The organism is Haloarcula salinisoli, assembly GCF_019599405.1.
Lineage (GTDB): Archaea > Halobacteriota > Halobacteria > Halobacteriales > Haloarculaceae > Haloarcula > Haloarcula salinisoli.
Genome location: NZ_RKLQ01000001.1, coordinates 1,504,961 through 1,530,388, shown reverse-complemented (window position 1 = coordinate 1,530,388; position 25,428 = coordinate 1,504,961). Strand labels below are relative to the sequence as shown.

Below are 25,428 nucleotides of genomic sequence, written 5' to 3'. Positions count from 1 at the left end.
CCACCCCTAAATTCCGCAGTCCCATACGGCGGGGTATGCGAATCGGGCACGCGGCGGGGGGCGGCCGATGAACCGCAACGAGACAATCGTCCTCGGGCTGACCGTGGCTGCGGTGGTCATCGTCCCCGGCCTCGCCAACGGTCTGCTGAGCCAGTGGGGGTATCCGTGGGTCGGCAGCGCCGTCTGGGCGATGGGATACGGCCTCGGCGTCGTGTTCATCTGGTACGAGTGGATTCGCCCGCTCGACATCACAGGGCCCGAGGGTGTCGGGTACGAGGAAAACGACTCGGCGGACAAGTAGGGAGGCTGGGTCCAGGGCGCTCGCGAACAACCGTCCGGCCGGCGGTGAACGCACCACATACAACGGCCGTTGTACTCGCTGCGAACTTTTATTTCGGTCCTTCCCATCCACAGGGGTATGAACGACCACTCGCCCGGTGAGGGCGCGCCAGGATATCGCGCCCGTGCCGGCTGGACACGCGAGCAGGCCGCCGGTCTCGAACGAACCGGGGAGACGACCGCGCCGGTGTTCTACCCGCCCGAAACCGACCAGATGCCCCATCTGCATATCTGGGACACGTGGTTTCTCCGTGAGCGCGACGGCACGCTCGCCGAGGTCGACGGCTACCGGGTGTGTTTCTCGCTGACTGCGCCGGCGGAGCTCCTGCCTGGGAAACGCCACGACGTGGCAACCATCCGTGCGTTCTACTCGGCGGACGGTCGCGAGTGGCAGGATGCGGGGCCGGTGTTTTCGGAGGCGCTGGGACAGCGCCAGTGGGCCGGGTCAGCGCTGTACGACGACGGCGACGTGTATCTGTTCTACACGGCGGCCGGCACGGACGGGGCCGAGGAGCTGACATATTCACAGCGCATCGTCGCCGCCAGTGGCGGGCGCGTAGACACCACCGACGGCTTCGAGCTCCGTGGGCCCTGGACCCACCACGAACTCCTCTCCCCCGACGGCGAGCGGTACGAACGCGAAGACCAGTCCCGGGCGATGATATACACGTTCCGTGACCCGTGGTTCTTCGAGGACCCCGAGACGGGCGAGACGTGGCTCCTCTTCGAGGCCAACTCGCCGGTCCCGGAGGGGAGCGACCTCTTCGACGGCGACGCCGGCAAGCAGGAGTTCAACGGCAGCGTCGGCATCGCCCACTCGCCGACCGGCGACCCGCTGGCGTGGGAACTCGAAGCGCCGCTGCTGGACGCCGTCGGCGTCAACCAGGAACTCGAACGCCCCCACGTCGTCTACCGCGACGGGCTGTACTACCTCTTTATCTCCAGTCACCTCCACACCTTCGGGCCGGAGCTGTCGGGCTACGACGCGCTCTATGGCTTCGTCGCCGAGGAGCTCCACGGCGAGTACGTCCCGCTCAACGGCTCGGGCCTGGTCGCTACCAACCCGCCCAACGCGCCGTTCCAGGCGTACTCGTGGATGGCGTTCCCCCACGACGGGGAGGTGCTGGTCCAGAACTTCTTCAACTACTTCGACTTCGCCGGCGAGACGCTCGACGAGATTGCCCACCTCCCCGAAAGCGAGCAGCGGCGACGGTTCGGCGGGACGCTCGGGCCGACGCTGCGGCTCGACGTCTCGGGCACCCGGACCGAAATCGTCGGCAAACTCGGGCACTGGGAGATTCCAATGGCGGGCGAATCCCTGGGGCCGACAGAGCGCGAGCTGCTCGCCCGGGCACACGCGGACGACCAGCGTGGGGGCTACGGTCACTGAGTTGTGTCGGTGTAGGGTAGGGAGTGGCGCTCACCTGACAACTGGCCATCAGTCGCCCGTTCAACTTTAGTCCGCATGGGTCATACGGGCCGTACAGCCTGTCTATGCGAGGAGAACCCGTCGCCGTTCTGGAGCACCACCAGTCGGTGGTCATCGGCCACGCCGGCGTCGCGTCTGTCGGTGAGACGCTCGGAATGGTCCCCGGCATCACGGCGCTCTCGGAGCCGCCGAGCCCGTCGCAGGACCGCGCTTCTATCACCATCTTCGCCACCGATTTCGCGAACGGAACCGTCCCGCCGACCGAGTGGCTCGAGCGTCTGGCCGAACGGGAGGGCGTGACCATCGCGGTGGTGGGGGCGCCCGCGACGGCGGACGAACTGGACCCCACGACGGCACGGGAGATAGCCCGCTTGCGGTCGGCCGTCGACGCGACCGTGGTCATCCCGCCGGGCTACCATCGGCGGGGTATCCGGTCGGTCGTGACGACGCTCCACGAGCTTATCGCCAGACCAGGGGTCATCAACCTGGACCCGGCGGACGTCAGGACCGTGCTGGGCAGCGGCACGGCGGCGGCCATCACCACCGGTACCGCGCGTGACACCGGCGACGTGGCGGTCGACGCGGTCGACGCGGTCGAGGCGGCGCTTTCGGCGCCATACGTTGACGTCGACAGCCTCGGGTCGATACTGGTCAACCTCGTCGGCGGTGAGGACCTGACACTGGCCGCCGCCGTGGAGGCCGTCGACGGCATCGAGGCGTCGATTCCCGACGACGCGGTCCTCATCTGGGGCGCCGCCGTCGACGAGTCCGCCTCGGCGGTCCACGCGCAGGTCATCGCAAGCAGCGACACCACGCCGATGTTCGACCGCGTCCTGACCGAGGCGCGCCAGCCGTCGGCTGGTGAGAACTGCCCCCGCTGTGGCGGCCACGTCGCCGTCTACACGCTGGGCGAGCGAGAGACCGCCGCCTGTGACGACTGTGGCTACAGCGGTACGAGCACGACGCTCTGAGCCAGGGCCACTCTACGAGCGCCAGGCGCTGTCCAGCTCCCAGCAGTCCAGCCCGGTCACCGTCGCCGTCCCGCCGGTGGCAGCCAGCGAGATACCCGTCGCGTCCGTGCGCTCGGGGTAGACGCGGCTGGTGAGACAGTGACGTTGGTTGGCGAACACCTCGACGATACTCCCGTCGACGAACACGTGGAGCGACAGCGGCGCGTCGTAGGGTGTCACCGTCATCCGCTGGCTGTCGGTCGTCGCCTCCGGCGTCGTGCTCGACTGTGTGCGGTCGACCACGACCTCGCTGGCCGCGGTGTAGCGTATCGGCGTCTGCTCCTCGCCGTCGGGCGTCTCAAGCACGCGAAGCTCGACGGCGTCGGCGTCCTCCAGTCGCACCGTCGCCTTGAGCTCGAACTGTCGGCTCTGTACGTCGAGTTCGCGGCCCTCGTCCGCGCGCAGTCGGAGGTTCTCGCGGTGCTCGCCGTCGCCGCGCAGTTCGGTGAGTGCCGCCGCGGGCCGCTGTCGGAGTCCGCCGTCCTCGGCAAGCGTTAGTTCGCGGGGCACCGACAGCGACCCGGACCAGCCGGCGTCCCACTGGGCGCCGACGTCACGCGCTTCCTGGACCCATCCCCAGGTCAGCGTGCGGCCGTCGTCGGTCCACATGGACTGTGGGGCGTAGAAGTCGCCGTGGTCGAGCTTGCCCCGCCGCTCGACGGTGAACTTGCCGTCGTCGTACTGGCCGAGGAAGTACATCACGTCCTCGTAGTTCGAGACGTGCAGCAGCTGTCTCTCGCCGAAGTTCAGCAGCTCCGGACACTCCCAGACGGTCCCCGCCGAGTCGCGGTCCCCGGTCAGGATGGGCCCCCGGTAGGTCCACTCGCGCAGGTCCGTCGAGACGTACAGCAGTGCCGCCCCGCCCCCGCCCTCCATCCCGGCGCCGATGAGCTGGTGCCAGACGCCGTCCTCGCGCCAGACGCAGTGGTCCCGGAACTCGCCGTCCCAGTCCTCGGTCCGGAGGACCTCGGGTTCGGCGGGCAACTCGTCGATGACCGGGTTCTCGGGGTCTTTCACCCACGAGGTGAGCGACTCGTCGGTCGAGGTCGCCAGACACGGCAGTTGTTCGGTGCCGCGCCCGCCGGTGTAGAGGATAGTCGCGACACCGTCGTCGTCGACTGTACACCCGGACCAGCAGCCGTCGCGGTCGGGGCCGTCGGGCGACGGCGAGAGGGCGACCGGGCGGTCCTCCCAGTGGACCAGGTCGTCGCTGACCGCGTGACCCCAGTGAATCGTGCCGTGGAACGGGCCGGTGGGGTTGTACTGGTAGAAGACGTGGTACCGGCCGTTCCAGTGGACGAGCCCGTTCGGGTCGTTGAGCCAGTTCGCGGGCGGGGTGACGTGATAGCCCGGCCGGTGGGGGTCCTCGCCGAGTCGGTCCCGCATGGCCGACAGCGTCGTGCTGTCCTTCGGCCGGCCGGTGAGCGGGACCGTCTCCTCGTTCGCCAGGAAGGAGATAGCGTTGGCGACGAGCGTCTCCCGGTTGCCCCGGCAGATGTCGTGGGTTGGCTGCCGAAAGGAGAGCGCCGAACCGATGCCGACGACGCGGCCAGCACCTGGCTGCCAGGAGACGACCGACCGCTCCGCGACCGCGTCGTGGTCGCCCCGGGCCGTGCTGGCCAGCACGTCCCCGTCCGTGGGGGCGACTGTCTCGTAGCGAGCGTACGGGGCCGTCACACCGGCGCCACGCGTGTGGACGCGGAGCGTATCGAACCCGGCCGCTATCGGGTGGTCGGCGTAGAGTCGCTTCCACAGCGGGCCCGTCGGGTCGGTGACTTCCGCCCAGCCCACGGCGTCCGGGCCGACACCGTCGAACCCCAGTGGTTCGACCGCGGTCATCGCGGCAAGCGTCAGCAGGAGTGTGCCGCCGTCCCGGACGAACGCGGACAGCGGCCCGCCGTCGGACACCATCGCCGGGTCGACCGGGTCGACACGGTGCCACCAGAGCACGTCGTACTCGGTCGGGTCGAACGACTCCGGTCGACAGCGGGCCACCGCGTCGAACCGGGATTCACACCAGTCGTACGCTGCCGACTGCTCGGGGTCAGCATCGTCGACGAGACAGCCGATGCGAAGCGGGGCTCCCATTGGACACACTCGAACACGCAAATATAAAAACGCTCGCCAATTGTTCGCTTTCGATTCTGCTCGCTTCTGCTTGCCTCACGGACCGATATGTCCGGAACTGCCCGGCCGCCGTCTCAGGCCAGTCGGACGGCCCGGGCCTCGGACTTCCAGTCGATGACCGTCTCGTGACAGCGCGGACAGACGAACTCCGTGAGCTTTGTTGTCTCGTCGTTGTACGTCATTCTGGTACCACAGGCGGAACAGTCCATTATAGATAATTATACTCCTTGCATGAGAATAAACCTTCGCCGACCATGGTAAGCACGGCTCACTGTGCCGGCGCGGGGAGGGTCAATCCCTGCGAGTCCACGATAGCAGCCAGAGACTCCCGGTCGAGCAGGCGGACGTCTCGCTCCGTCGCCGTCTGTTCGACGTCGTCCGGGACCGGACTCGTGGTCGCGAGCATGACGGCGTCGGTCCCGGCGGCGCCTGTCACCTGTGCGCACTCGGTGACAGCCGCCCTGTCGCCCCCGTCGCTGACGACCACGCCCATCCGGTCGTCGCCGCGGGTGGCCAGGAGGTCGAAGGGCGTCCGCGGACTGGCGGCCTGTGTCTCCCACCCGGTCGCGGTCAACGCCTCGGCAACGAGGCCGGTCACCGCCGGCCCGTCGAGTCGCTCCAGCCGCTCGACGGTCTGTCCCGGACCGCTGTCGGCCGTCGGCGGTTTGATGGCGTCGGCGATCTCCGTCGGCCCCTCGACGTCGCCCAGCGTCGCCGAGACTTCGTAGGCCGGTTCGTCGTCGGACTCGATGCGGTCCGCCCCGGGGTCTTCACCGTCACGTGCGGCCCGGGCCCGGTCGATGCGCCGCTGGAGTGCCTCGACGTCTGCTTTCAGGTGTGGGACCGCGTCCCGGTAACTCTCGGTCGCCGTTTCGAGCGCTCCGTCGAAGGCCTCGGCAGCCGTCGCGAACTCCTCCAGTGCGGCCTCGTACTGCTCGGCGTCGGCGTACCAGTCCCCCGCCCGTCTGGCCTCCTCGCCGACGGTCCGCTGGGCCGCCGCGAGGCTCTCGGCGACGGTGGTGATACGGTCCCGGAGCTGGTCGGGGTCGCCCCGATAGAGGCTGTCGCCGTCGCCCTCGGCCGCGGTGAGTGCCAGCCGATACCCCGACAGCGCCGTCTCCCAGTGGGCGGCGGCCTCGGCCGGGTCCTCCGCCGCCACGGCCGCTCTGTCGGCCGTGATAGCCGACGGCAGCGGTGAGTCGTCGATATCCGCGACCAGTCGGTCGACACGATTGCGCTCGACGCGTATCGCGTGGGGGTCCTCGAGCCGGCGCTCCCCCTCGGTCAGTGCCGAATCGTACTCCTCGCGGGCCCGCTCGAACGCTTCGCGTGCGCCCTCGTAGTTGCCGGCCCGGAACAGGCGGTCGCCCGTCCCCGCCGCTTCTCTGGCTCGCGCGACGTGGATGGCCCCGAGCGTCGCGACCCGCTGTGCCACGACGCGCTGGCTCCGGGCCTGCAGCGCGTTCCCGGGGTGGTCCCTGTTGAACCCCACAGCCCTCGACCGGGCGCGTTCGACGGCGTCTCGGGTCTCGCGCGCCACCGAGAGCGCCCGGTCGTACTCGCCGTCCCGCTGGAACCGGGCCGCCGCCGAGAGCCTCTCCTCGACTGCCGAAAGGGACGCTTCGACCTCCCGCCAAGCGGCGGCCGCCTCCTCGAGATACGCCGCGAGTGTGTCCAGCCCGTCGGTCCCGGTCGGAATCTGCCACGTCGTGTCGTCGTCGCGCTCGACGGCGAGTTCGCCGTTCCGTCGGCCCCTCGTCGCCGCCACATCGGTGACAGTCGACAGGGCGATACTGGTCTGCTCGTCCCCCCCGTCACGCCCCACGAGGACAAGCAGCCGGCGGTCCGTGACGACCACGACGGTCCGATGGCTGCTATCGGGTTTGACCTGTGCCGTCTCCGTGGCTGATTCGACCGTGACCCCGCGTTTCCGGTTCGTGAGCACGTACTGCATCGTCTCGTCGTCCTCGACCAGCGCCACCGCAGGTTCGTCCGCGAGATAGCCCGTAGAGAGGAACCCACCCCCTCCGGTCCGGCTGACCACGTCCGGCAGCTCGTCGTCTTCCCAGCTATTTAGATTGATAATCCGACCCATTAGTTGCGGGTAGACCACCAGATACTAAGATACTCACCTATCTATTCTGATATTCAGATATTAATGTATCTGCTCCGGTGATAAATATTGACAACCGTGGAAAGATTCGGCCGCCGTCATCTTCTTTCCCACGTGTGCATCGCACTGGTCTGCTGGCCGACTGACGCGCGTCTGACTTGGCTTTAGGTATCAGGGCTCCGAAGAGTGGGCCATGGCAGGCCTCAGACAGGGAGTCACGGGAGAGCACAAGGAGGCTGAGGGCGGCGAGACGCCGTCGGCCCTCCGTATCGACACGGACGCTTTCAGGGCGCTGACAGCGAGGGCCGGGGAAAGCGGCGACCCACCAATCGTTGGCTGGTTCGACTGCTGGCGTTCGAACGGGACCAGCTGAAACGGTTCACACACCGCCCGCATACTGTCGTACGGTCGGGTGCGGGTCGATTTGTACTGGCTCCGTTAGCTGTTCTCGACGAGTCTGGCAGCGATGCGCTGGGCGCCGACAGTGGGCGCCTCGTCGGGTTTTTCGGCCGCTGTCGCCTCGATATCGCGGTTCAGTTCCTCGCTGAGCCGTTCCTCGAACTCGTCGACGATACCGGGGATACAGGCCATCCCCCCGGTGATGACGATGGGTCGGTCCAGGGCCAGCTGGTACACCTTCATGTAGTCGTTGGCCAGTTCAGGGAGGAAGGTGTTGGCGAGTTCGTCGACGGCGTCGTCGAGATACTCGTCGACGGCGTCCATCACCGACCGTTCGATGGTGAACTCGTGGGTGCCGCCGCCGGGCTGCTGGATGATGTCGGTGAAGGGTTCGAAATCGAGGAAGTCGGCGTGTTCCTCCTTGTACTCGCGGGCAGTCTGGGTGTCGATATTGACCCGGCCCTGGGTCTCCTCCTCGACGTAGTTGGCTATCATCCGGTCGACCTCGTTGCCGGTGACCGCACCCGTCGTGAAGGGGGCGAGCTGTTCGCCCCGGCGGTACGCCGAGGCTTCGAGGTTCGTCGAGCCCATGTTCACGGAGATGAATATCTCGTCGATGGCTTCGAGGTCGTCGCCGAAGGCGGGGATAGAGCCACACAGCGACTCCGGATAGCTCTCCATGAGTTTGAGACCGATGCCCGAGTCCTCGATGACGGATTTCAGGTTCTCGAGCCCGGCGGGGTTGTCGATGGTGGGAATCGCGTATACGACGCCGCTGTCTGCGGGGATGTCGTTTGCCTCGATGAGCGCCTCGAAGAACGTCTTGGTCATCTCGGCGCGGTCTTTGTCTTCGGGCAGGCCCGAACGGAGCATGTACTCGACGCGGTCGGGGTACTCGCGGGCGGCCTCCTCGCCGTAGAGTACCTTCTCCTCACCGGTCAGGGCGTCCTCGTAGGTCGCCATGCAGGTCAGCGTCCGGATGATGCGATTCTCTGTCCCGTGGTTGTCGGGCAGGGCGATGACAGTCCGGGTGCTGCCGAGCTTCACACCGACCGGAACCGTCCCCCCGCTCGTGCTCTCTGCGGAGTCGTCGGCCGTCGACTCCGCTTCGTCGGCCTCCGCCGCGTCGTCGTCACTCATATACGGTCGCCAGTTGTCGCTGCCCCGGTATATATCCTCACGTCAAGAATCAGCGCCGATAATGACCCGCGTGATAGCCTGTTATGTCATGCCGGTGAGCTTCGCGACGTAGACCAGGCTCAGCATATGGTCGTCCACGCTGAGGTCGTTGCTGTCGTTCGTCGCCGTCTCGTCGATACCGAGCAGGTAGTCCGACAGGTCCGACCGGACCCCCTCGGTGATCCAGTCGATGGACTCGTAGTACGCAAGCGCCTCGTCGGCGCCCTGGTACCCCGAGTGCATCAGCAGGAACTCCAGCCACTCGAAGACGACGAACTCGGCGGCGTAGGTCTCGGGCAACGCGGCGAGATACGGTTTCTCCTGGCTCTCGCCCGAGAGGAATGGGAGCAACTCGCGATACAGTCCCGACCGGAAGGAACTGCCCGCCAGCATCTCCTCGTCGGCGTCTTCCAGCCCCATCTCCAGATTGGCCGGGTCCGGAACGTCTTCGTCCTCGGACAGCCCGCCGTTGCGCTCGCCGCGCTGGCGAGCCATCTTCCGCAGCTCGTCCAGGTCGTAGTCGCGCGGGTTGATAGTCATGCTATCCCTATTTCAACTACGCGAAGTTAAATCTTGCAGTCGGTCTGACGGCCGTCAGACGCCGCCAGACGGCCGCTCGGTGGCGAATCGACTGCATGCGGCCAGTTACGCGTTTGATAATCGGGGGCGTATTTTTATACCGGCCGACCTCCGACATTCGGACAGTTCGACGATGAACCGGGGTTCAACGTCCGGCCCTGCCCGGATTTGCGTGACCAACGCGAAGGGCGGGACCGGCAAGACGACTGTAGCTATCAACGTAGCCGGGGCGTTGAGCGACCGGGGCCGGGACGTCCTCTTCGTGGACCTGGACCCGCAGGGGAACGCGACCGAGGGACTGGGACTCGTCGACGCCTACGACGCCCAGCCCCCGTCGCTGTTCGACGCGCTCACGGGCGACCCTGGGGTACTCGCCGAGATTATCATAGAGCACGAGGAGATGGACGTGGTTCCGTCCAACATCGACATGTTGCAGGCGGAACACGAGCTGACCATCGCCGACCTCATCGCCCGTATCGACGCCCGCGGCCTCGACATCGACCCGTCGGTGCTCTCCCAGTTCGCGATCAACGTAACCCCGGAGATGGTCAGCGGGAGCCACGCGCTCGATACGCTGGACCGGGCGCTGGATACGGTGACGGGCTACGACTACGTCATCATCGACTCGCCGCCGTTCTACGGCAACCTGACCGACACCGGCGTCTTCGCCGCCCAGCACGTCCTCGTGCCGGCGCTGGCGGAAGCCACCTCCGAGCGGGCCATCGAACTGCTGATGGACCAGATGGTCGCCCTGGAACAGCAGGCCGACATCCAGGTGGAGATGCTGGGCGTCGTCGCCAACCGCATCGAGACGACCTCCGAAGCCGAAACGATGCTGAAGTGGTTCAAGGCCGCGTTCCCCGACAGCCCGGTCTGGCAGGTCCGCAAACGGGTGGCCCTCCAGCGGGCCTACACCGAGGGCAAGTCGATTTTCGGGACCGAGGAACAGTGTGACATGGCCGATGTCTTCAGCGACATCGCGGCGCGGTTCGACGAGAAGTTCGGCTACAACAAGGTGACAGCATGAGCGACGACCGCATGGACAGAGCAGAGCGCATCCGTAATATGCGCGAAGGCAACAGAGGTACCGACGACCAGACAGACGACACCCCGAATGAGGACGGCGAGGACCCCCCGTCGGCGTCGACCGGCGACGCCGGCTCTGTCGCCGACGAGCCTTCGACCAGTGGGACCGAGGACCGTGACAAGAGTGCCGGCGAGCCCTCGACCGACGACACCGGCTTCTCGTCGCTGACGAGCGAGAGCGGCGAGGAGTCGTCGACGACAGCCAGCGCGGCCTCGCAAGCCGCCGAGGCCGTCGAATCCCAGACCGGGTCGACGGTTGGGGCCGGTTCCGACGACGCTGTCGACGCCAGCGACGCCCAGGCCGCCGCCCAGCGAGCGGCCGAATCCGCGGCCCAGGTCATGGGCGGCGAGTCGGCCCCCGAGAGTGGCGCCGACGCCGGGTCGGAGACAGCCGGCGTAGCGAACACCGACCCGGCTCCCGACGCCGAGGCGGGGAGTGAGGGCCCGGCAGTCCCGGCGGGAGCCACGGGCGCCAGCACGATACCCGGCGACATCAGCGGCGTCGAGCTCCCCGACCAGCAACTGCTGGAGGAGGCGATGGCCACCTCGTCGGTCGAGTCCACCGAGGGCGGCGCCCGCGCGGCGATGGAAGGGAACGCCACCCAGTCCGAAGATGTGGTCCGCGTCCTGGAGTTCTCGCTGGGCGAGGAGTACTACTGTCTCGACATCGAGTACGTCGAGGAGATAGTCAAGCGGAACGCGGTCACGCGGGTCCCCAACACGCCGGATTTCGTCGACGGCGTCGTCGACCTGCGCGGCCAGATAACGACCATCCTCGAACCGAAGGAGATGATGGACATCGAGGGCGAGGGCGAGCAGAACCTCATCATCGTCTTCGACCCCGAGCAGTTCGAGGACCAGGGGGCCATCGGCTGGGTCGTCGACGAGGTCCGCCAGGTCGTCCCGGTCCCCGAGTCGGAGATTAACCACCCGCCTGTCGACGCCGAGTACATCAACGGCGTCGTCGACCGCGATGAGTACGACCAGTTCGTCATCTGGGTCGAACCCGAAGACGCGCTGGCACAGGCGACTGCGACCGAAGACGAATAGCGGGCTCTCGTCGGTCCGGTCTCGTTTTACCGTGTCACTCCGAACCCGAGAGCCTACGTAGCTGTCTCCTCCAGTCACGTGTACGATGGAACCTTCGACGGGAACGAGCGACTTCCGGCGGCAGGTCCGCTTCTATCTGCTGGACCACGAGACCTATCTCGGGAAGGCTATCGACGTCTCGCTTCTCGTCTTGAACCTCGTCTTCGTCGCGGTGTACGTCGCCCAGACGTACCCGGTCTCGGCCGCGACCACCACGTTCCTGTGGCGTCTCGAGGTCGCTATCGGCGTCGTCTTCGCGGTCGAGTACGCCCTGCGGCTCTACGCCGCTGCCGACCGGTGGGCCGAGTTCTCCAACGGCTACACGATGGTCGACCTCGTCGCCATCGTCCCGACGTTCGCCCTGGTCGCGTTGCCGGTATCTGCGGTCCCGTTCAACGTGGGCTTCCTGCGGGTCCTCCGCGTGATTCGAGTGTTGCGGTTCTATCGGTTCACCGACGACGCGGAGTTCTTCTTCGGCACTATCGACGACAACACGCTGCGGGCGTTGAAGCTCCTGCTGACGGTGCTGGTCCTCTTTTTCGCCTCGGCTGGCCTGTTCTACAGCGTCGAATCGACGGTCAACCCCGACGTGGAGACCTTCGGCGACGCGTTCTACTACGTGGTCGTCACCGTCTCGACGGTCGGGTTCGGCGATATCATCCCCGCGACGGCGGCCGGACGGTGGGTGACGGTCGCCGCGATTCTGGCGGGCATCATCGTCATCCCGTGGCAGGCCGGGAAAATCGTCAAGGAGTGGCGCACCAGAGACAAGGTCGATGTCACCTGTCCGGACTGTGGGCTCTGCGCGCACGACGCCGACGCGACCCACTGCAAGGCCTGTGGCCATCTCATCTACCAGGAGTACGACTCACGTGAATAGTCACCTCGTTACCAGCTGAAGGCGCCTTGCCCACCCGCGACCGGACGTTGATACCTATCGAATTTCTAACTGGTGTATGAGCGCACCCACCGACGAGGGCGAGGGCCAGTCACTCGAACGCGTCCCGCAGGCGTTGTCGACTCGCGAGGCGTGGCTGGACCCGTTCGACTGGTACGCCGAGATGCGCGAGGAACAACCGGTCCGGTACGACCAGAACCGACAGTGCTGGGACGTGTTCCGGTACGAGGACGTCGACCGGATTCTCGACGACCCGGAGACGTTCTCCTCGAACCCACGGCTGGCCAGCGCCATCGACCTCCCGCCCGAGGCGGAACAGAGCCCCATTCTGGAGACGATGCTGACCGCCGACGGCGAGCGACACGGCCGGTTGCGGGGCGTCGTCGAGGACTGGTTCCGTCCCAGGGCTATCACACAGCGTGCGGAGCGATTCGAGGACATCGCCGCGGACCTGCTCGAGGACGCTATCGACGGCGGGCGGATGGACCTCATCGACGACTTCGCGTACCCGTTCCCGGTCATCGTCATCGCCGAACTGCTCGGCGTGCCAAGCGAGGACCGCCCGCAGTTCCGGGGCTGGTCGGAGACGCTCGTCGAGACGCCCACCGACACCTCAGAAGCGGCCCTCGAGGCATTCCGGCAGCGCCAGGAGCAGGCCAGCGAGGAACTGGCCGAGTACTTCGAGGCGAAACTGGAAGACCGGGCACGGGACTCGAAAGACGACCTCATTTCCGTCATCGCCGAGGCCGCGGGCGAGGAGCGACTCTCCCACGAGGAGGCGCTGGGGTTCTGTATGCTGTTGCTCGTCGCCGGCAACATCACCACGACGAACCTCATCGGCAACGCGATGCGCTGTCTGACCGCTCACCCGGCGGCGATGGAGCGGGTTCGGACCGGCGAGGCACCGATAGAGAGCACCATCGAGGAGGTGCTCCGGTACCGCTCGCCGGTGCAGGCCCTGGCCCGCATCGCCACGCGGGACGTTGAGCTCCAGGGTATGAGCATCGAGGAAGGCGACACCGTCGTTCCGTGGCTCGGCTCGGCCAATCGCGACCCCGCCGTGTTCGACGCGCCCGACCAGTTCCGCGTCGACCGGGCACCGAACCCACACTTCGGCTTCGGCCGCGGGACCCACTACTGCCTGGGCGCGCCGCTGGCCCGCATGGAGGCTCGAATCGGCCTGAACGCCCTCTTCGAGCGGACCGCGGACGTCCGGCCCGGCGGTGAGCGGCTCCAGCCGGTCCGGAGCGCGTTCATCTACGGTGTCCAGGAGCTCCCCATCGAGTTCCGTCCCCGAGACGACGCTGAGTCGCCCCCACCCTGAGTGGCGTACGGCTTTTTTATCTCGCCGGCCGAGATTCCTGTATGGTACTCAGCGACTACCTCGACGAGGTCGAGCCGGTCACGATGATGCTCGTCGGGTTCGTTCTGTTCGTGTTCCCTGAACCCGCGACCTCCGCCCTCGGTGCTGGCCTCCTGCTGCTGGGCAGCGTCTGGTGGTTCTACGAATGGGGCCGGTAAGTGGCCCACGACCGCATCCACGCGCGGGAGCCGTCCCATCACGTCGACCGCTGGTCGGTCGGGACCATCGAGTCTGTCGGCGAACGTGACGGCCACTGCGTGGTCACGGTCGCAACGGCCGACGGCGAGACGGTCGAACTGGTCGTCACGTTCGCTATCAGGGACCTCTTTCTCTCGCGTCTCGATATCGACGAGGGCGAGTCACCGGTCGGCGAGCGGGTGTGGTACCGAAAACACGGCGGGTAGCGAAAGCGGGCGCGCTCACTCCGGTGACTCGACCGGCGCTTCGAGCTTCGCGATGTCCAGAATCAGCGTGTTCGACGTGTCGTCGATGGCCTCGACGGTGCCCGCAACGACCAGCCCCGAGAGGGGCAGCGGTCCCGCGGCGACGGCCTGCCCGACGCTGAAGTCGGCGACCGACTGCTGGAGGTGCAACTCGGCCCGACAGCTCTCGGGATGGTGGACGCTCGTGAACGTGAGTCGGTCGACGGTCACGTCCAGGCGCTCGTAGTCGTGGGCGACGGTGACGGCCGCCGTCTCGTCCAGTGGCTCCCGTCCGAGCGCCTCGAAGGCCAGCTCGGTCGGTTCGTAGCCACCGGCCGGCCCGGAGACGCCCTCGACGACGCCCAGTTGAGCGAGCCGTTGCATCTGGTTCTGGATGGTACCGAGGCTGCGGTCGACTTCGTCGGCGACGACCTGTGCCTTGACTGGCCCCTCCCCCGGGCGGTGCTGGTTGACCAGCGCAGTCAGGGTCTGCTCCTGACTCGTGGTCAGGTCGATCTGGACCATACCTTCGGTAGCGCGAGCGTGTTGATATGTGTGTGGATACTGTCGGCGTTTGCACCCGAGCGCTCAAATGCCTCGGTACCCTGCTGTCGGGCAGTGCCGGTCGTCTCCACTGCCGAGAGCGACGACGCGCTCCTGACGCTGCGCCGGGAGCGGCGCATGACCCGGAGCCACGCCGTCCTCTGGGCGCTCATCCTCGCGACCACCGCAGCCGACATCGTCCTGACGATGGTCGGGCTGGAGGCGGGGTTGCGCGAGGGCAACGTCGTCATGGCGGCCATGCTCGCCGAGTTCGGCCTCGCCGGATTGGGGCTCGTGAAGTTCGCTGCGATGGCGTGGCTGGTCGCCGGCTGGGCGCTACTCGACGACCGGAACGCCGCCGTCTTCCTGGCGCTTTTCGCGACTGTGACGTGTGCTGTCGTCGTCTCGAACGCGCTGTTGCTGTTCGGGTGAGGCTCCGACAGCCGAGTCTGTCACGAATTCATATTTTCAATCACACGCACGCGCGCGAGGCTTATCCGTGTACAGCCCCTACGTTAGCTCATGCGAGATCGCCTGCAGACGGCCGAAACAGTGGCTGTGCGCGACGACCCCATCGACCACGAGACGGTGTCAGTTCCGGTGCTCGTCGTGGGCGCGGGCGCGGCGGGCGCCCGGGCCGCGATAGCCCTGGCCGACGCCGGCGTCGAGCCGCTGGTCATCGGCAAGAGCGACCACGGGGACGCCCACACGACGTGGGCGGCCGGCGGTATCAACGCCGCGCTGGGGAGCCTCGACCCGGAGGACGACTGGACTATTCACGCCGCCGACACGCTCGACGAGGGCCACTACATCAACGACCCGGAGGCCGTCGAGCTGACGGCGAAGCACATGCCCGACCGCATCCGCGAACTGGCCGACTGGGGGATGCCCTTCGACCGGACCGAGGACGGGAAAATAAATCAGCGCTACTTCGGCGCACAGTCGTTCCGACGGACCTGCTTCGTGGGTGACCGGACCGGCGAGGCGATGCTCGACACACTCGTCGCGAAAGCACAGTCGATGGATATTCCCTACCGGGACAACGTGATGGTGACGCGGCTGCTGACCGACGGTGAGCGGGTCGCGGGGGCGATGGGCTTCGACATGGAGAGCGGCGAGTTCGTGCTCTTCCGGAGCGACCACGTGGTGCTCGCGGCCGGGGGCTCCTCGGCGCTGTACCACCGTCACTCCTCGCGGGCGGACGAGAACAACGGCGACGGGCCCGCCCTGGCGCTCGGGGCCGGGGCCCGGCTCATGGACATCGAGTTCGTCCAGTTCCACCCGACCGGGATGGTCGGCGCCCGCTACGGCGAGGAGTGGGACGGGCGGCTCGTGACAGAGGCCGTTCGGGGCGAGGGTGGCCGGCTGATAAACGCCGAGGGCGAGCGGTTCATGGAACGGTACTCGCCCGACCAGATGGAACTCGACGCCCGTGACGTAGTCGCCCGGGCCATCGCCCAGGAGATACGCGAGGGGCGCGGCACCGACAACGGCGGCGTCTATCTGGACATCTCCCACCGTGACGACCAGTACATCAAGGACCGCCTGCCGTCGATGGTCGAGCGGTTCGGGTCGCTCGGGGTCGACATCACCGAGGCGCCCATGGAGGTCGCACCGACGGCCCACTACTCGATGGGCGGGGTCGACATCGACTCCTCGACGGGTGAAACCGGCGTCCCCGGACTCTACGCCGTCGGCGAGACGGTCGCGGGGGTCCACGGCGCCAACCGACTCGGCGGGAACTCGCTGGCCGAGACCGTCGCTATCGGAAAGCTCGTCGGCGAACACGTCGCCGAGCAGGTCGACGACACGGTGCCGGCCGTCACTGCCAGTCAGCGCGCGCTCGCCCAGCGGGAGTTCCACGCGCTCGCGGAACTGGCCGACAGCGAGGGCGAGGTGACGGCCCGCGAGCTACTCGCTGACCTGGGAGACATCCTCTGGGAGCACGCCGGCATCCTCCGGGACGAAGCGTCACTGCGGGAGGGACTGGCCGAACTCGACGCCCTCCGGGCGCGGACGGCCGACCTCCGTATCGACGGGGACCGAACGAGCCGGGAGTTCGAGTTCGCCGTCGACCTCTCCTTTAGCCTCCCGATAGCCGAGACGATGCTGCGGGCCGCCCTCGAACGGACCGAATCGCGGGGCGCACACTACCGGACGGACTACCCCGAGACCGACGGTGACTGGCGGCGAAACATCGTTATGAGCGAGGGGCCGACCGGACTGGACCTTCGGACCCGCGGCGTGGCCGAGCCCAGCTCCGAAGTCCAGGACGCCGTCGACACCGGCTACGAACTGGATTACCACCACCTCGAATAACCGACCCACAGCAGTTTGACGCCGTCGGGCGGGCCGCGAAAGCCGACTCTTGTCCCCGCCCGCTATTCGCTCTCGTCGCTGTCCGCCTCATCTTCGTTGTCCGCTGCGATATCTTCCCCATCTTCGCTCGCGTCGGTTGTTTCGCCCTCGCTCTCGGTCCCTGTCGAGTTGTCGGTCGCGTTCGCCTCCGTGGCGTCGTCGGCCGTCGGCGTGTCGCCGTCACAGCTGCCGGTCCGGAGTGTGAGCGGCTCGCGCAGGTCGAGGGCGGTCCGGTCCGGGTCCTCCCGGTCGCCGGAGAGCAGCTCCCACGACGTCACCTCGCCGTCGTTCGGCGTGTCCTCCAGCTCGGCCTCGTCGTTGAACGCGGGCTCGATGCGGAGCTCGAGGTCGTCGACCGCGAGCCCGCGGAGCGCGCCCCCGTCGGTCCGGCCAGTGGTCCACCACCAGTCTATCTCGTCGGTTCGCGTGCTCGCTGCGGTCTCGTTCTGGTCTGGCTCGGTCTCGTTGCCATCGCCCGCGGTATCGTTCTTGCCCTGGTCGATGGCAGTATCCTCCGTCTCGTTCTGGTACGGCTCGGTCTCGTTGCCATCGCCCGCGGTCTCGTTCTCGCTGGAGGCGTTGTAGTCGTCGGTTATCGTGCTCTCGTTTGCCTCCAGAACGGTCCCGTTGACCTCCCAGGTGTCGACGTTGGTCTCGGCCTCGTAGAGGTCGTCCTTGACCGCCCAGGTCGCGCTCCCCGGGATGCCCGTGATTTCGAAGGTGACCTTTCCGCCAGGGGTCCCGTCGTCCGCCGCGTCGTGGACGACGACGAGGCTGAGCCCCTCGGGTCCTCGATAGAGAAACAGGAGGCTCGTCTCCGAGTCCTGTAGCTCCCGGGTCCCCTCGGAGCTGTACGAGCGCTCGTCGAGCCCCCATTCGTAGAACGCCTCGACGGGCTCGTCACCCGAGAGCGGAACCACCGGGTAACAGTCGCCGTCCTGCTCAACGGTGAACGTGCGGTGGTCGTCGGCGTCGGTGGTCGTGGCGAGGCCGAGACCAGCGAAGGCAGCTGCCGCTGCGGTCAGGAACCGTCTGCGTGTCCCGTATCTGGACATACCGCTGGCAACTGGGACGAATTGATTTGTTATCGGGAACTTAGCTCCGGTTGCAGTGGCTTACGAACGCACGCATCTCGGTAGCGCCGGACTGTCGGTGCGAGGGGCTATCACGGAACGCCTTTAGGCTCGAACCCCGTCCTTCCGGTATGAACTACGAAGCCGCACTCGACAGAGCATACGACGTGCTCCCGGACCAGCCACGAGAGGCCGGTGAGCGCCTCTCCATCCCGGAGCCGGAGGGTCAGACCGACGGCGCGTTCACACGACTGACCAACCTCGAGGCCATCGCCGACGCCCTCTCCCGGGACGCCCAGCACCTCCACAGCACCATCCAGCGCGAGTTCGGGACCAACGGACAGTTCGACGGCGGCGAGGCTCGCTACAACGGTTCCTTCGACATCGCCGACTTCCAGGCCGCAATCGACGCCTACACCGCCGAGTACGTCACCTGCTCGGAGTGTGGCCTGCCCGACACCGTCCTCAAGACCGAGGACGGCGTGGACATGCTCCGCTGTCAGGCCTGCGGTGCCTTCCGTCCGGTCTCGAAGGGTTCGAGCAACACCACCCAGCAGAACACGCCCACGCTCGAAGAGGGCGAGACCTACGAGGTCAAGATCACCGGCACCGGCCGCGAGGGCGACGGTGTCGCCGAGAAAGGCAAGTATACCATCTTCGTCTCCGGCGCCCGCGAGGGCCAGGTCGTCAACGCCTACATCGAGTCCATCAGCGGGACGCTCGCATTCGGTCGGGTTCAGTAACGCCCCATAGAGATATTACGCCGGGCCGCCGATTGTGTTGCTATGGCGATGGGCCAGGCCCGCGCGTACGGGGTCAGTGTGCTTCTCGTAGCGCTCGGCGCGGTGCAACTCGCTGCCGGCACGCTGGACCTGGTGGTCGAACTCGAGCTGAGTCTGACGACGGCCATCGGTATCGGGAAACTCACCGTTGGCTTCGCCCTGTTACTGGCCGCCCTGTACGTCGCGCAGCTGCGAAAGCTCGGGCTGGCCTTGGCGCTTCTCGGCCTCTCGGGTGTCGTGGTCGTTTACTTCGGTCCGCTACTGGCCGGTGTGCGAACGCCACTCTCGCTTGGCAGTGTCGTCTTCGCGCTGGTCCTGATGGTGTATCTGTTCATCCACGAGGACGCCTTCGGCCCACAGCCGGAGCGCGAACTCACCGAAGAGACGAACACCCACGAGTTCATCCGCTAGCCATCGACGGGCTCGATGATGTCCGGTGAGTCGTTGCTGGGGCTGTTGACGGCCGTCGATATCGGATAGGTCCGCATCGGGTCGCCGTAGGGGTCGAGCAGGTCTGCGACGGTGTCGGTGTCTCCAGTGAGCCACTGTGATTCTTCATCGGGGGAGAGAATCACGGCCATCCGATGGTGGAGGTCGGCCACGGTGTCGTTTGGCTCCGTCGTGACGATGGTGAACGTCTCGACGACCTCGTCCTGGCCACCCTGGTCGCCACTCGCACCGAATTCACCGAGTCCGGTCTGGCGTTGGGGCGGCTCCCACCGTTCGTAGAGCCCGGCCATGGCGAAGAGGTCGTCGTCGGGGAGGGCGACCCGATACGGCTGTTTGCTACCGTTCTGTTCCACCCACTCGTACATCCCATCAGCGGGTACGAGACACCGCCGCGATTCGTAGGCGTCGGCAAAGGACCGCTTCTCGGCGAGTGTCTTCGCCCGGGCGTTGATGTAGCCGTGGTCGTTCCGTGACTCCGCAAAGGACGGCACCAGGCCCCACTCCATGCGCTGAATCGTGTCGGGGTCCTCGCCGGTGATGACCGGGAGCGACTGGCTCGGGGCGGCGTTGTAGCGGGCCTCGAACTCGAAGTCGAAGGCGGCGTCGAAGCGGGCCTCGATGTCGGCTGGATGCGCGAACAGACTGTAACGGCCACACATACTCGGCCAGAAGGGCCACGTGCGGATAAATCGCACCACCCGCGGGCCCGGAACCGTCGGTCAGCGGCGGAACTTCCCGACGTCCTGGTGGCTCGGGTCGGCACGCATCTGAACGTGGCCGCAGTTACCACACCGCCAGACGTACGCTCCCAGTCTGGTGACTCTGGTCCCACCCTCCGACGGCGAGCTGTTCCACGGCTCCCGACAACGGGAGCACTTATCTGGCCGGTATTTGCTGCCGGTATCGGTGTCGCTATCGTGGGCCTTCCGAACGGGCGTGTAGTTGACAGCGTCTTTGACGGCCGCTATGTCGTCTTCGCTCATCGCAGCCTGGTAGGTCCCGATGACGTCTTTGAGCCGTTCGGCCCGGGCCTCGAGGCGTTCTCGCTGTTCGACCGCCGCGTCGTTCGGCTCGGTCTGACTCTGCAGCGACAGGAGCGGGGCTGTCGTCTGGTAGTAGAGCCGGAGCACCAGATGGTAGTTGGCCCGCAGTAACAGGGTCCCGACGAGGTCGGTCAGCTCCGCCTCGAAGACGGGCTTGACAAGGTGGTGGTCGAGGCCAAGCTCCGGGAACGGCGAGGACCGCTCTCGGGTTTCTATGACCCGGGAGAGCGGCGATTCCGACCGAACGAGCGACAGTAGGTTCCGCGTCTTCTCCCCGGCGAAGCGCTGGTCGAGAACCACGACGGCCGTCCCCTCATCGACGGCGTCGGCCGCCTCCCGCGCCGTCAGCGCGACCGCCGCGTCCACCTGGTCGAGCCAGAGTGCGTACAGCTCTGCTCGCGTGCGGTTTTGCTCGCAGATGACGACATCTGTGATGAGGTGGTCCATTGGTGCTCAGAGAGAGGTCGAGCCCCAGCGAGGCCACCACGGTCGATTCCCGGTCACGGGTCCGTCCCCGGCGCGCTCCCGTCCGTTTCGAACACGTCGCGGGATTTCACCGAGAAGGAGTGCACCGTGGTGAGGTCGTCGATGAGGCTGTCCGTCCGTTCGATGGCCGCCAGCGCGGCGCTGAGGTCCCCAGGGGAGAGCTCGTCGAGGTCGGCGGCCAGCCGCGACCGGGCGTCCCGCAGTGGCGTCTGTAGCTCGGCGGCGAGAACGTCGCCGAACTCGTCGAGGCGCCGCTCTATCTCCTCGGCGTGCTGTTTGGTCTCGGTCACGTCCTGCAGGAACCCCACGGCGTGTGTGGTCTCCCCGTCCTCGTCGGTGACCGGCGCGATACTCACCCGTCCCCAGAACGGCGACCCGTCCGTCCGGTAGAGCAGGAGCGTCTCAGAGGCCGATTCACCGCCGACCGTTTCGAGCGCTCCGGCCCGCTCCGGCTCCGTCTCAGCGCCCGCCAGCATCGAGAGTGGCTCCCCCTCGATGGCCGTGGGCTCGTAGCCAGTGATGGCCTCGAACCCGCTGTTGGCGTACGTGACCGGCAACGCCGGGGCGGACGTGTCGTGGATGGTGATGCCGATTGGGGCCGCCGAAATCGCTCGGTTCCGAAGTTTGAGCTCAAGTTCGTGCTCCTTGCGCTCCGTGACGTCCTCCTGGAAGCCGACGTAGTTGGTCACCTCGCCCTCGCTGTTGCGGATTGGCGCGACCGAGACACGGTTCCAGAACTCGGTGCCATCACGGCGGTAGTTGCGGAGTTCGACGGAGACCGGGCGCTCGGCGTCTATCGCCGCCCGCAACTCGGCTACCGGTTCCGGGTCGGTCCGCTCGCCCTGGAGGAACCGGCAGTTCCGGCCGAGCGCGTCGGCTTCCGGATATCCCGTCATCTCGGTGAACTGGTCGTTGACGTACACTGCCGGGTTGTCGTGCTGGTCGGGGTCGCTGATGAGGATGCCCACTGGGGCCTCGTCCATGGCGCGCTCTTTCAGCTCCAGCTCCGCGCGGGCCTGCTGGCCTTCGAGTTCGTAGCTCACCCATTCGCTCATCAGACGCACTGCGGTCCGTTCCAGCTCGGTGAACGGCGTCTGGCGTGGCTCGGTGTCGGCGAAACAGAGCGTTCCGTACAGCTCCCCGTCGACGACAACCTTGCCGCCGATGTAACACCCGAGGCCGAACTCCTCGTAGCTGGGGTCGTCGGTCCACCCCGCCTCGACGGCGTCCTCGAACGCCAGGAGGCCGTCGGTGCGGACGGTCTCACGACAGTAGGCTCGCGAGAGCGGGCATGACTCGCCCGGAGACAGCTTCTCGTGGGGGCCGCGCGACTGGACGATGGTCTGTTTCCCATCGGCCTCCCCGCCCTCGATACGGGTCAGGAACCCGTTCGACAGCGAGAACGTCTCACAGCCCAGTCGCAGCAACCGGTCGACCTTCGCCTCGAAGCTCGACTCCGTATCGGTCGTGACGTCGTACATACTTTGTAGCAGGGCAACCGCCTCCTCGTCGGCGTCACGAGTGACTGCTGGCCCCCGGGACAGTGTGTTCTCCAGCCGGCGGGCCAGTACCGCCACCGGGTCGAGCCCGTCCTGTTTGACCACGATATCAGTCGCGCCGGCCGAAAGCGCCGCGTCTCCGAGTGACGGGTCGTCAGTCAGGAACAGCGTCGGCAGCAGCGGCGCGCTCGTTTCGAGCGCCGACAGCAGCTCCAGCCCGTCGCCGTCGGCGAACTCGCTCTCGCAGACGAGACACCCCACCGACTCCTCTCTGACCGCGGTCAGCGCCGCCGCCTCGCTATCGACGGCCCGGACTGTCGCTTCGTCCGTCCCCAGCGATTCGACCGCGTCGCCGACCAGCCCGTCGTCGCTCCCAGCGTGGAGCACCAGTGATGACCCGGGGGCGTCACTTCTCATAGTATAAACCATGATATTTCCTCGCTTAAATGTAAGCGCCCAGTTATCACGGTGGATAGCCACCTGGGTCGAGCGCCCGCGATTTTAAGCGCTATCACGACCAACGACAACACAGATGACGGGCGACCCCTCGTTCTCGATTCCGGCCCGGCCGACCCGACGATACCCCCACGGCAGCGGCGTCGAGTACGAGGGCGGCACGGAGTTCGAACTCGTTCCGAATCGGGGCCACACCGAGCCCGAGCTGGCGGCCGTAGTCACGGATATACTCGCCGATGGCCCGTACCGCTACGGTGACTTCCACGACCTACCGATGCCGCTGTGGCTGGTCCGCGACGAGGACACGACCGACGTGTTCCGCGTGGCGGTCCGGGACGGCACCGTCCGGCTACACGTCCTGCCCGAAACCGAGTCGGCCGGACTCAGGCGGTTCTACGACCGGCTCTGTGACGTAGACCCCTCGCTGTCGTGGGCCGTCGACCGACGGGTGGACCCATAGGGGTCTTACACGGGCACGTTTAACGGAGCCCGTCTCAGCGGCCGATTGTACCCTGTCGCGTGACCGGTGCCGTCGGGTCGATACTGAACGCGACCACCACGGCGTCGGACGTCGCGGTTATGGTCTCGCCGCCCGAGACCAGCAGGCCGCTCTCGGCGCGGTCGAAATCGGTGCCGGCGACCGCGACCGCCCCATCGAAGACGTAAAAATACGTATCCCAGCCCTCGACCGTCGGAAACTCGACGCTGGCCCCCTCGGGGAGCCGAACGTCGTGGCAGTGTACCTGGTTCCGGACGTACGCCGGCGCTGTCGTCCCCTCTGGCCCGAAGAGGTGTCGCCACTCGCCGTCGACCGGCGTCGGAATCGGCTCGTGCTGTATCGTCGGTTCCAGCCCGAGGCTGTGTGGCCGGACGAAAATCTGTAACATCCGCAGCGGCGGGTCCTCGGCGAGCGTGCGCTCTTCGTGCCAGAACTCCCGGCCCGCGTTCATGACCAGCAGGTGGTCTGGGTCGGTGACCAGTTCGTTTCCCTGCCGGTCGTCGTGGCGCATTACCCCGTCTGGGACCCACGAGATGATCTCCTCGTTGCGGTGGGGGTGCATCCCGATGAGCGTGTCCGGGTCCATGAACGACTCGACGACCGTCGCCAGCGGGCCGTAGCCGTGGTCGTCGTGGTCGGGGTGGTTCCGGCCGGGGAAGTTGAAGTGGATGCGGAACTTCCCCTGGTCCTGGGAGACAGTCGTTCTGGGGGCCTTGTACAGCGATTTCGACTGTGTCACGATACCGTGGATTCGTGCTGGAGCCTGATATACGCGCGGACACAGGGTATCGTCACTCAGAGCTCCTGGAGGACCGTACTCGCGAACGTCTCCATCGCAGCCTGTGGGTCGTCGGCTTCCAGCCCGACGATGACGTGATCGAGCCCGTACGATTCGAGCCGGTGGAAGTACTCGCGGAACCACTCGACACCGGCGCGGTAGCCAAGATGCAGGGGCTCTGGCTCTGCGGTCGGGTCCTCGGCGAAGGCCACCCGCACGGCGATGGCGAACGGCTTGTCGGTCGTTTGCTCGCGCCACCGCTCCAGGTACGATTCGAGGGTGGACTCCGGGAGGTGATAGAAGAGCCAGCCGTCGCCGTGGTCGGCAATCCACTCGTCGGACTGGCGGGCGTTGCCCGTCGGCAGGAGTGGGAGCGTCTCTGTCGTCGGCTTCGGGAGGACGTCCAGCTCGCCATCCAGACGGCCCCACGACCCTTCGATTTCGGGGAACTCCTCGCGCCAGATGGCCCGCACCGCCGCGACGCGCTCGCGGAACCGCTCGCCGCGCTCGTCGGGGTCGACGCCGAAGGCCGGGTACTCGGGGTCGCGGTCCCCGGAGGCGATACCCATGACGAGCCGACCGTCGGAGAACCGGTCTACGGTGGCGGCCGACTTGGCGACGTGAATCGGATGGCGCAGCGACAGGACGACACTCGAGGTGCCAAGCGCGATGTCGTCGGTGTGGGCGGCCAGATGTGAGAGCAACGGCCACGTGTCGAAGGCCCCGCCGGCGTCCCCGAAGCGGGGCCAGAAGGTCGGTACGTCCCTGGCCCAGAGGCCGTCGAAGCCCAGCGACTCGGCGCGTTTGGCCAGCCGGACTTCGGCCTCGACGGCCGGCGTCGACTCCCGGACGCCCGTCAGTGGCAGGCCGAGCCCAACGGTGAGTCCGTCGCCGTCGAACAACCGCCGATAGCCAGCGTTCTCGTAGCCGCGTCGGGTCATCACCGTCGGTATCGGGTGGAGACGTATCGGTGCTGTGGTGTCAGGCCTGGCCGACGGTCCGGTCCGCGAGGACTCGCGTACCCGGTAGCAGGGCGCCGGTCCGGTAGCGGAACCAGCATATCCGTTACAGCGGCCTTGTCGTCTTCTCGTGGCGCTGTACGCTTCTCCTTCATATTTTATACAAAGTATTAATGCAGATAGTAATTTACACAACAGTATGAGTAGAATGGTCTATGGGACAAAAGGTCGGGTTTTGGGCACGATCTTCGGGCTATTCGTGGTCGGGTTTGGAGCGGTGTCCATACTATTTTCTTTTTATAACCCCGGGAGAGCATTCATAGCTGTGCCGTTCGGAGGCGTCATGACTTTCGTGGGACTCCGCGAACTCAGGAAGGTGTACACTCAGCCGGACTACTCAATCGAAATAACCCAAGGGAGCAATTACTAGACTCTCTCTTTCCGACACGTTTCGATACCCACCCCAACC

At 66.6% G+C, this 25,428-nt stretch carries 28 protein-coding genes; 16 read left to right on the top strand and 12 right to left on the bottom strand.

The features are described 5' to 3' along the window. The first annotated feature begins 67 nt into the window (after nt 1–67). From EGD98_RS07970 to EGD98_RS07960, 3 genes are all read left to right on the top strand, one after another. Complete coding sequence (locus tag EGD98_RS07970; protein ID WP_220587804.1) at nt 68–301, top strand: DUF7996 family protein; 234 nt, start codon at nt 68–70, stop codon at nt 299–301. A 117-nt stretch (nt 302–418) separates the two neighbouring features. Beyond that, the gene (locus tag EGD98_RS07965; protein WP_220587803.1) at nt 419–1,729 is read left to right on the top strand and encodes a glycoside hydrolase family 68 protein; all 1,311 of its coding nucleotides are present in this window, start codon (nt 419–421) and stop codon (nt 1,727–1,729) included. Nucleotides 1,730–1,833: 104 nt separating this feature from the next. Further along, the gene (locus EGD98_RS07960; RefSeq protein WP_220587802.1) at nt 1,834–2,739 is read left to right on the top strand and encodes a hypothetical protein; all 906 of its coding nucleotides are present in this window, start codon (nt 1,834–1,836) and stop codon (nt 2,737–2,739) included. Between the two features lie 12 nt (nt 2,740–2,751). Here EGD98_RS07960 and EGD98_RS07955 read toward each other — a convergent pair whose 3' ends face one another. The 3 genes from EGD98_RS07955 to EGD98_RS07950 all read right to left on the bottom strand — a co-directional run bounded on the left by EGD98_RS07955 (nt 2,752) and on the right by EGD98_RS07950 (nt 7,000). After that, entirely contained in the window at nt 2,752–4,866 is a 2,115-nt protein-coding gene (locus EGD98_RS07955; RefSeq protein WP_220587801.1) for a GH32 C-terminal domain-containing protein, read from the bottom strand. A 113-nt stretch (nt 4,867–4,979) separates the two neighbouring features. Then, nucleotides 4,980–5,114, bottom strand: a complete 135-nt coding sequence (locus EGD98_RS21015; protein WP_268899122.1) for a hypothetical protein — start codon at nt 5,112–5,114, stop codon at nt 4,980–4,982. 59 nt (nt 5,115–5,173) lie between these two features. Beyond that, on the bottom strand, nt 5,174–7,000 hold the full coding sequence (locus EGD98_RS07950) for an MCP four helix bundle domain-containing protein (protein WP_220587800.1): 1,827 nt from the start codon (nt 6,998–7,000) through the stop codon (nt 5,174–5,176). Between the two features lie 211 nt (nt 7,001–7,211). On the opposite strand from EGD98_RS07950, the gene EGD98_RS07945 reads away from it, so the two are divergent. Continuing rightward, the gene (locus EGD98_RS07945; protein WP_220587799.1) at nt 7,212–7,391 is read left to right on the top strand and encodes a hypothetical protein; all 180 of its coding nucleotides are present in this window, start codon (nt 7,212–7,214) and stop codon (nt 7,389–7,391) included. Nucleotides 7,392–7,456: 65 nt separating this feature from the next. Here the strand turns inward: EGD98_RS07945 and EGD98_RS07940 are convergent, their stop codons facing one another. Continuing rightward, nucleotides 7,457–8,557 (bottom strand): actin-like salactin, encoded by a 1,101-nt coding sequence (locus EGD98_RS07940; protein ID WP_220587798.1) that lies wholly within the window; start codon nt 8,555–8,557, stop codon nt 7,457–7,459. Between the two features lie 81 nt (nt 8,558–8,638). Continuing rightward, nucleotides 8,639–9,136: a FlaD/FlaE family flagellar protein gene (locus EGD98_RS07935; protein WP_220587797.1), complete on the bottom strand. Its 498-nt coding sequence runs from the start codon at nt 9,134–9,136 to the stop codon at nt 8,639–8,641. A gap of 172 nt (nt 9,137–9,308) precedes the next feature. On the opposite strand from EGD98_RS07935, the gene EGD98_RS07930 reads away from it, so the two are divergent. The 6 genes from EGD98_RS07930 (at nt 9,309) to EGD98_RS07905 (ending at nt 14,015) form a co-directional block, all read left to right on the top strand. Continuing rightward, nucleotides 9,309–10,202 carry a ParA family protein gene (locus EGD98_RS07930; protein ID WP_220587796.1) on the top strand — a complete coding sequence of 298 codons (894 nt, stop codon included), beginning with the start codon at nt 9,309–9,311 and terminating at the stop codon, nt 10,200–10,202. Next, entirely contained in the window at nt 10,199–11,311 is a 1,113-nt protein-coding gene (locus EGD98_RS07925) for a chemotaxis protein CheW (RefSeq protein ID WP_220587795.1), read from the top strand. Before EGD98_RS07930 ends, EGD98_RS07925 begins: the two co-directional genes overlap by 4 nt. A gap of 85 nt (nt 11,312–11,396) precedes the next feature. After that, nucleotides 11,397–12,230: an ion transporter gene (locus tag EGD98_RS07920; RefSeq protein ID WP_220587794.1), complete on the top strand. Its 834-nt coding sequence runs from the start codon at nt 11,397–11,399 to the stop codon at nt 12,228–12,230. A 76-nt stretch (nt 12,231–12,306) separates the two neighbouring features. Further along, nucleotides 12,307–13,572 carry a cytochrome P450 gene (locus EGD98_RS07915; protein WP_220587793.1) on the top strand — a complete coding sequence of 422 codons (1,266 nt, stop codon included), beginning with the start codon at nt 12,307–12,309 and terminating at the stop codon, nt 13,570–13,572. A gap of 41 nt (nt 13,573–13,613) precedes the next feature. Continuing rightward, complete coding sequence (locus EGD98_RS07910) at nt 13,614–13,769, top strand: hypothetical protein (protein WP_220587792.1); 156 nt, start codon at nt 13,614–13,616, stop codon at nt 13,767–13,769. Next, nucleotides 13,770–14,015 carry a DUF7861 family protein gene (locus tag EGD98_RS07905; protein WP_220587791.1) on the top strand — a complete coding sequence of 82 codons (246 nt, stop codon included), beginning with the start codon at nt 13,770–13,772 and terminating at the stop codon, nt 14,013–14,015. A 15-nt stretch (nt 14,016–14,030) separates the two neighbouring features. Here the strand turns inward: EGD98_RS07905 and EGD98_RS07900 are convergent, their stop codons facing one another. Continuing rightward, a complete protein-coding gene (locus EGD98_RS07900; RefSeq protein WP_220587790.1) occupies nt 14,031–14,558 on the bottom strand; it encodes a TrmB family transcriptional regulator in 528 nt (175 codons plus the stop codon). A 93-nt stretch (nt 14,559–14,651) separates the two neighbouring features. On the opposite strand from EGD98_RS07900, the gene EGD98_RS07895 reads away from it, so the two are divergent. Together EGD98_RS07895 and EGD98_RS07890 are read left to right on the top strand one after the other, a co-directional pair. Continuing rightward, entirely contained in the window at nt 14,652–15,008 is a 357-nt protein-coding gene (locus tag EGD98_RS07895) for a DUF5658 family protein (protein WP_425433343.1), read from the top strand. Between the two features lie 90 nt (nt 15,009–15,098). After that, nucleotides 15,099–16,895 (top strand): L-aspartate oxidase, encoded by a 1,797-nt coding sequence (locus EGD98_RS07890; RefSeq protein WP_220587789.1) that lies wholly within the window; start codon nt 15,099–15,101, stop codon nt 16,893–16,895. Between the two features lie 62 nt (nt 16,896–16,957). Here the strand turns inward: EGD98_RS07890 and EGD98_RS07885 are convergent, their stop codons facing one another. Next, the gene (locus EGD98_RS07885) at nt 16,958–17,989 is read right to left on the bottom strand and encodes a hypothetical protein (RefSeq protein WP_220587788.1); all 1,032 of its coding nucleotides are present in this window, start codon (nt 17,987–17,989) and stop codon (nt 16,958–16,960) included. Nucleotides 17,990–18,138: 149 nt separating this feature from the next. Between EGD98_RS07885 and EGD98_RS07880 the strand changes: the two genes are divergently transcribed. Both EGD98_RS07880 and EGD98_RS07875 read left to right on the top strand, forming a co-directional pair. After that, nucleotides 18,139–18,750 (top strand): translation initiation factor IF-2 subunit beta, encoded by a 612-nt coding sequence (locus tag EGD98_RS07880; protein ID WP_220587787.1) that lies wholly within the window; start codon nt 18,139–18,141, stop codon nt 18,748–18,750. A 42-nt stretch (nt 18,751–18,792) separates the two neighbouring features. Continuing rightward, complete coding sequence (locus EGD98_RS07875; protein WP_220587786.1) at nt 18,793–19,200, top strand: hypothetical protein; 408 nt, start codon at nt 18,793–18,795, stop codon at nt 19,198–19,200. Here EGD98_RS07875 and EGD98_RS07870 read toward each other — a convergent pair. From EGD98_RS07870 to EGD98_RS07860, 3 genes are read right to left on the bottom strand one after another with little or no spacing between them, the layout of a single operon-like run. Next, a complete protein-coding gene (locus EGD98_RS07870) occupies nt 19,197–19,898 on the bottom strand; it encodes an SOS response-associated peptidase (RefSeq protein WP_220587785.1) in 702 nt (233 codons plus the stop codon). The genes EGD98_RS07875 and EGD98_RS07870 overlap by 4 nt on opposite strands. Before the next feature lie 60 nt (nt 19,899–19,958). Beyond that, nucleotides 19,959–20,729 (bottom strand): response regulator receiver protein, encoded by a 771-nt coding sequence (locus EGD98_RS07865; protein ID WP_220587784.1) that lies wholly within the window; start codon nt 20,727–20,729, stop codon nt 19,959–19,961. A gap of 53 nt (nt 20,730–20,782) precedes the next feature. Beyond that, nucleotides 20,783–22,684, bottom strand: coding sequence for a PAS domain-containing protein (locus EGD98_RS07860; RefSeq protein ID WP_220587783.1), 1,902 nt, complete (start codon nt 22,682–22,684; stop codon nt 20,783–20,785). A 115-nt stretch (nt 22,685–22,799) separates the two neighbouring features. Here EGD98_RS07860 and EGD98_RS07855 point away from each other — a divergent pair, with 115 nt between their 5' ends. After that, the gene (locus tag EGD98_RS07855) at nt 22,800–23,183 is read left to right on the top strand and encodes a hypothetical protein (RefSeq protein WP_220587782.1); all 384 of its coding nucleotides are present in this window, start codon (nt 22,800–22,802) and stop codon (nt 23,181–23,183) included. A gap of 34 nt (nt 23,184–23,217) precedes the next feature. Here EGD98_RS07855 and EGD98_RS07850 read toward each other — a convergent pair whose 3' ends face one another. Further along, a complete protein-coding gene (locus EGD98_RS07850; protein WP_425433349.1) occupies nt 23,218–23,973 on the bottom strand; it encodes a pirin family protein in 756 nt (251 codons plus the stop codon). Nucleotides 23,974–24,017: 44 nt separating this feature from the next. Beyond that, nucleotides 24,018–24,941 carry an LLM class oxidoreductase gene (locus tag EGD98_RS07845; RefSeq protein WP_220587781.1) on the bottom strand — a complete coding sequence of 308 codons (924 nt, stop codon included), beginning with the start codon at nt 24,939–24,941 and terminating at the stop codon, nt 24,018–24,020. Between the two features lie 217 nt (nt 24,942–25,158). On the opposite strand from EGD98_RS07845, the gene EGD98_RS07840 reads away from it, so the two are divergent. Next, the gene (locus EGD98_RS07840; protein ID WP_220587780.1) at nt 25,159–25,389 is read left to right on the top strand and encodes a hypothetical protein; all 231 of its coding nucleotides are present in this window, start codon (nt 25,159–25,161) and stop codon (nt 25,387–25,389) included. The last annotated feature ends 39 nt before the right edge of the window (nt 25,390–25,428 follow it).

Bases quoted from the DNA above. Each gene is read 5' to 3' on its own strand.
- EGD98_RS07925 (WP_220587795.1), top strand. From the start codon at position 10,199: ATGAGCGACGACCGCATGGACAGAGCAGAGCGCATCCGTAATATGCGC.
- EGD98_RS07900 (WP_220587790.1), bottom strand. From the start codon at position 14,558: ATGGTCCAGATCGACCTGACCACGAGTCAGGAGCAGACCCTGACTGCG.
- EGD98_RS07880 (WP_220587787.1), top strand. From the start codon at position 18,139: ATGAACTACGAAGCCGCACTCGACAGAGCATACGACGTGCTCCCGGAC.
- EGD98_RS07865 (WP_220587784.1), bottom strand. From the start codon at position 20,729: ATGGACCACCTCATCACAGATGTCGTCATCTGCGAGCAAAACCGCACG.
- EGD98_RS07885 (WP_220587788.1), bottom strand. From the start codon at position 17,989: ATGTCCAGATACGGGACACGCAGACGGTTCCTGACCGCAGCGGCAGCT.
- EGD98_RS07910 (WP_220587792.1), top strand. From the start codon at position 13,614: ATGGTACTCAGCGACTACCTCGACGAGGTCGAGCCGGTCACGATGATG.
- EGD98_RS07855 (WP_220587782.1), top strand. From the start codon at position 22,800: ATGACGGGCGACCCCTCGTTCTCGATTCCGGCCCGGCCGACCCGACGA.
- EGD98_RS07970 (WP_220587804.1), top strand. From the start codon at position 68: ATGAACCGCAACGAGACAATCGTCCTCGGGCTGACCGTGGCTGCGGTG.
- EGD98_RS07950 (WP_220587800.1), bottom strand. From the start codon at position 7,000: ATGGGTCGGATTATCAATCTAAATAGCTGGGAAGACGACGAGCTGCCG.
- EGD98_RS07940 (WP_220587798.1), bottom strand. From the start codon at position 8,557: ATGAGTGACGACGACGCGGCGGAGGCCGACGAAGCGGAGTCGACGGCC.
- EGD98_RS07915 (WP_220587793.1), top strand. From the start codon at position 12,307: ATGAGCGCACCCACCGACGAGGGCGAGGGCCAGTCACTCGAACGCGTC.
- EGD98_RS07960 (WP_220587802.1), top strand. From the start codon at position 1,834: ATGCGAGGAGAACCCGTCGCCGTTCTGGAGCACCACCAGTCGGTGGTC.
- EGD98_RS07965 (WP_220587803.1), top strand. From the start codon at position 419: ATGAACGACCACTCGCCCGGTGAGGGCGCGCCAGGATATCGCGCCCGT.
- EGD98_RS07945 (WP_220587799.1), top strand. From the start codon at position 7,212: ATGGCAGGCCTCAGACAGGGAGTCACGGGAGAGCACAAGGAGGCTGAG.
- EGD98_RS07935 (WP_220587797.1), bottom strand. From the start codon at position 9,136: ATGACTATCAACCCGCGCGACTACGACCTGGACGAGCTGCGGAAGATG.
- EGD98_RS07955 (WP_220587801.1), bottom strand. From the start codon at position 4,866: ATGGGAGCCCCGCTTCGCATCGGCTGTCTCGTCGACGATGCTGACCCC.
- EGD98_RS07870 (WP_220587785.1), bottom strand. From the start codon at position 19,898: ATGTGTGGCCGTTACAGTCTGTTCGCGCATCCAGCCGACATCGAGGCC.
- EGD98_RS07845 (WP_220587781.1), bottom strand. From the start codon at position 24,941: ATGACCCGACGCGGCTACGAGAACGCTGGCTATCGGCGGTTGTTCGAC.
- EGD98_RS07890 (WP_220587789.1), top strand. From the start codon at position 15,099: ATGCGAGATCGCCTGCAGACGGCCGAAACAGTGGCTGTGCGCGACGAC.
- EGD98_RS07875 (WP_220587786.1), top strand. From the start codon at position 18,793: ATGGCGATGGGCCAGGCCCGCGCGTACGGGGTCAGTGTGCTTCTCGTA.
- EGD98_RS07860 (WP_220587783.1), bottom strand. From the start codon at position 22,684: ATGAGAAGTGACGCCCCCGGGTCATCACTGGTGCTCCACGCTGGGAGC.
- EGD98_RS21015 (WP_268899122.1), bottom strand. From the start codon at position 5,114: ATGGACTGTTCCGCCTGTGGTACCAGAATGACGTACAACGACGAGACA.
- EGD98_RS07840 (WP_220587780.1), top strand. From the start codon at position 25,159: ATGAGTAGAATGGTCTATGGGACAAAAGGTCGGGTTTTGGGCACGATC.
- EGD98_RS07930 (WP_220587796.1), top strand. From the start codon at position 9,309: ATGAACCGGGGTTCAACGTCCGGCCCTGCCCGGATTTGCGTGACCAAC.
- EGD98_RS07920 (WP_220587794.1), top strand. From the start codon at position 11,397: ATGGAACCTTCGACGGGAACGAGCGACTTCCGGCGGCAGGTCCGCTTC.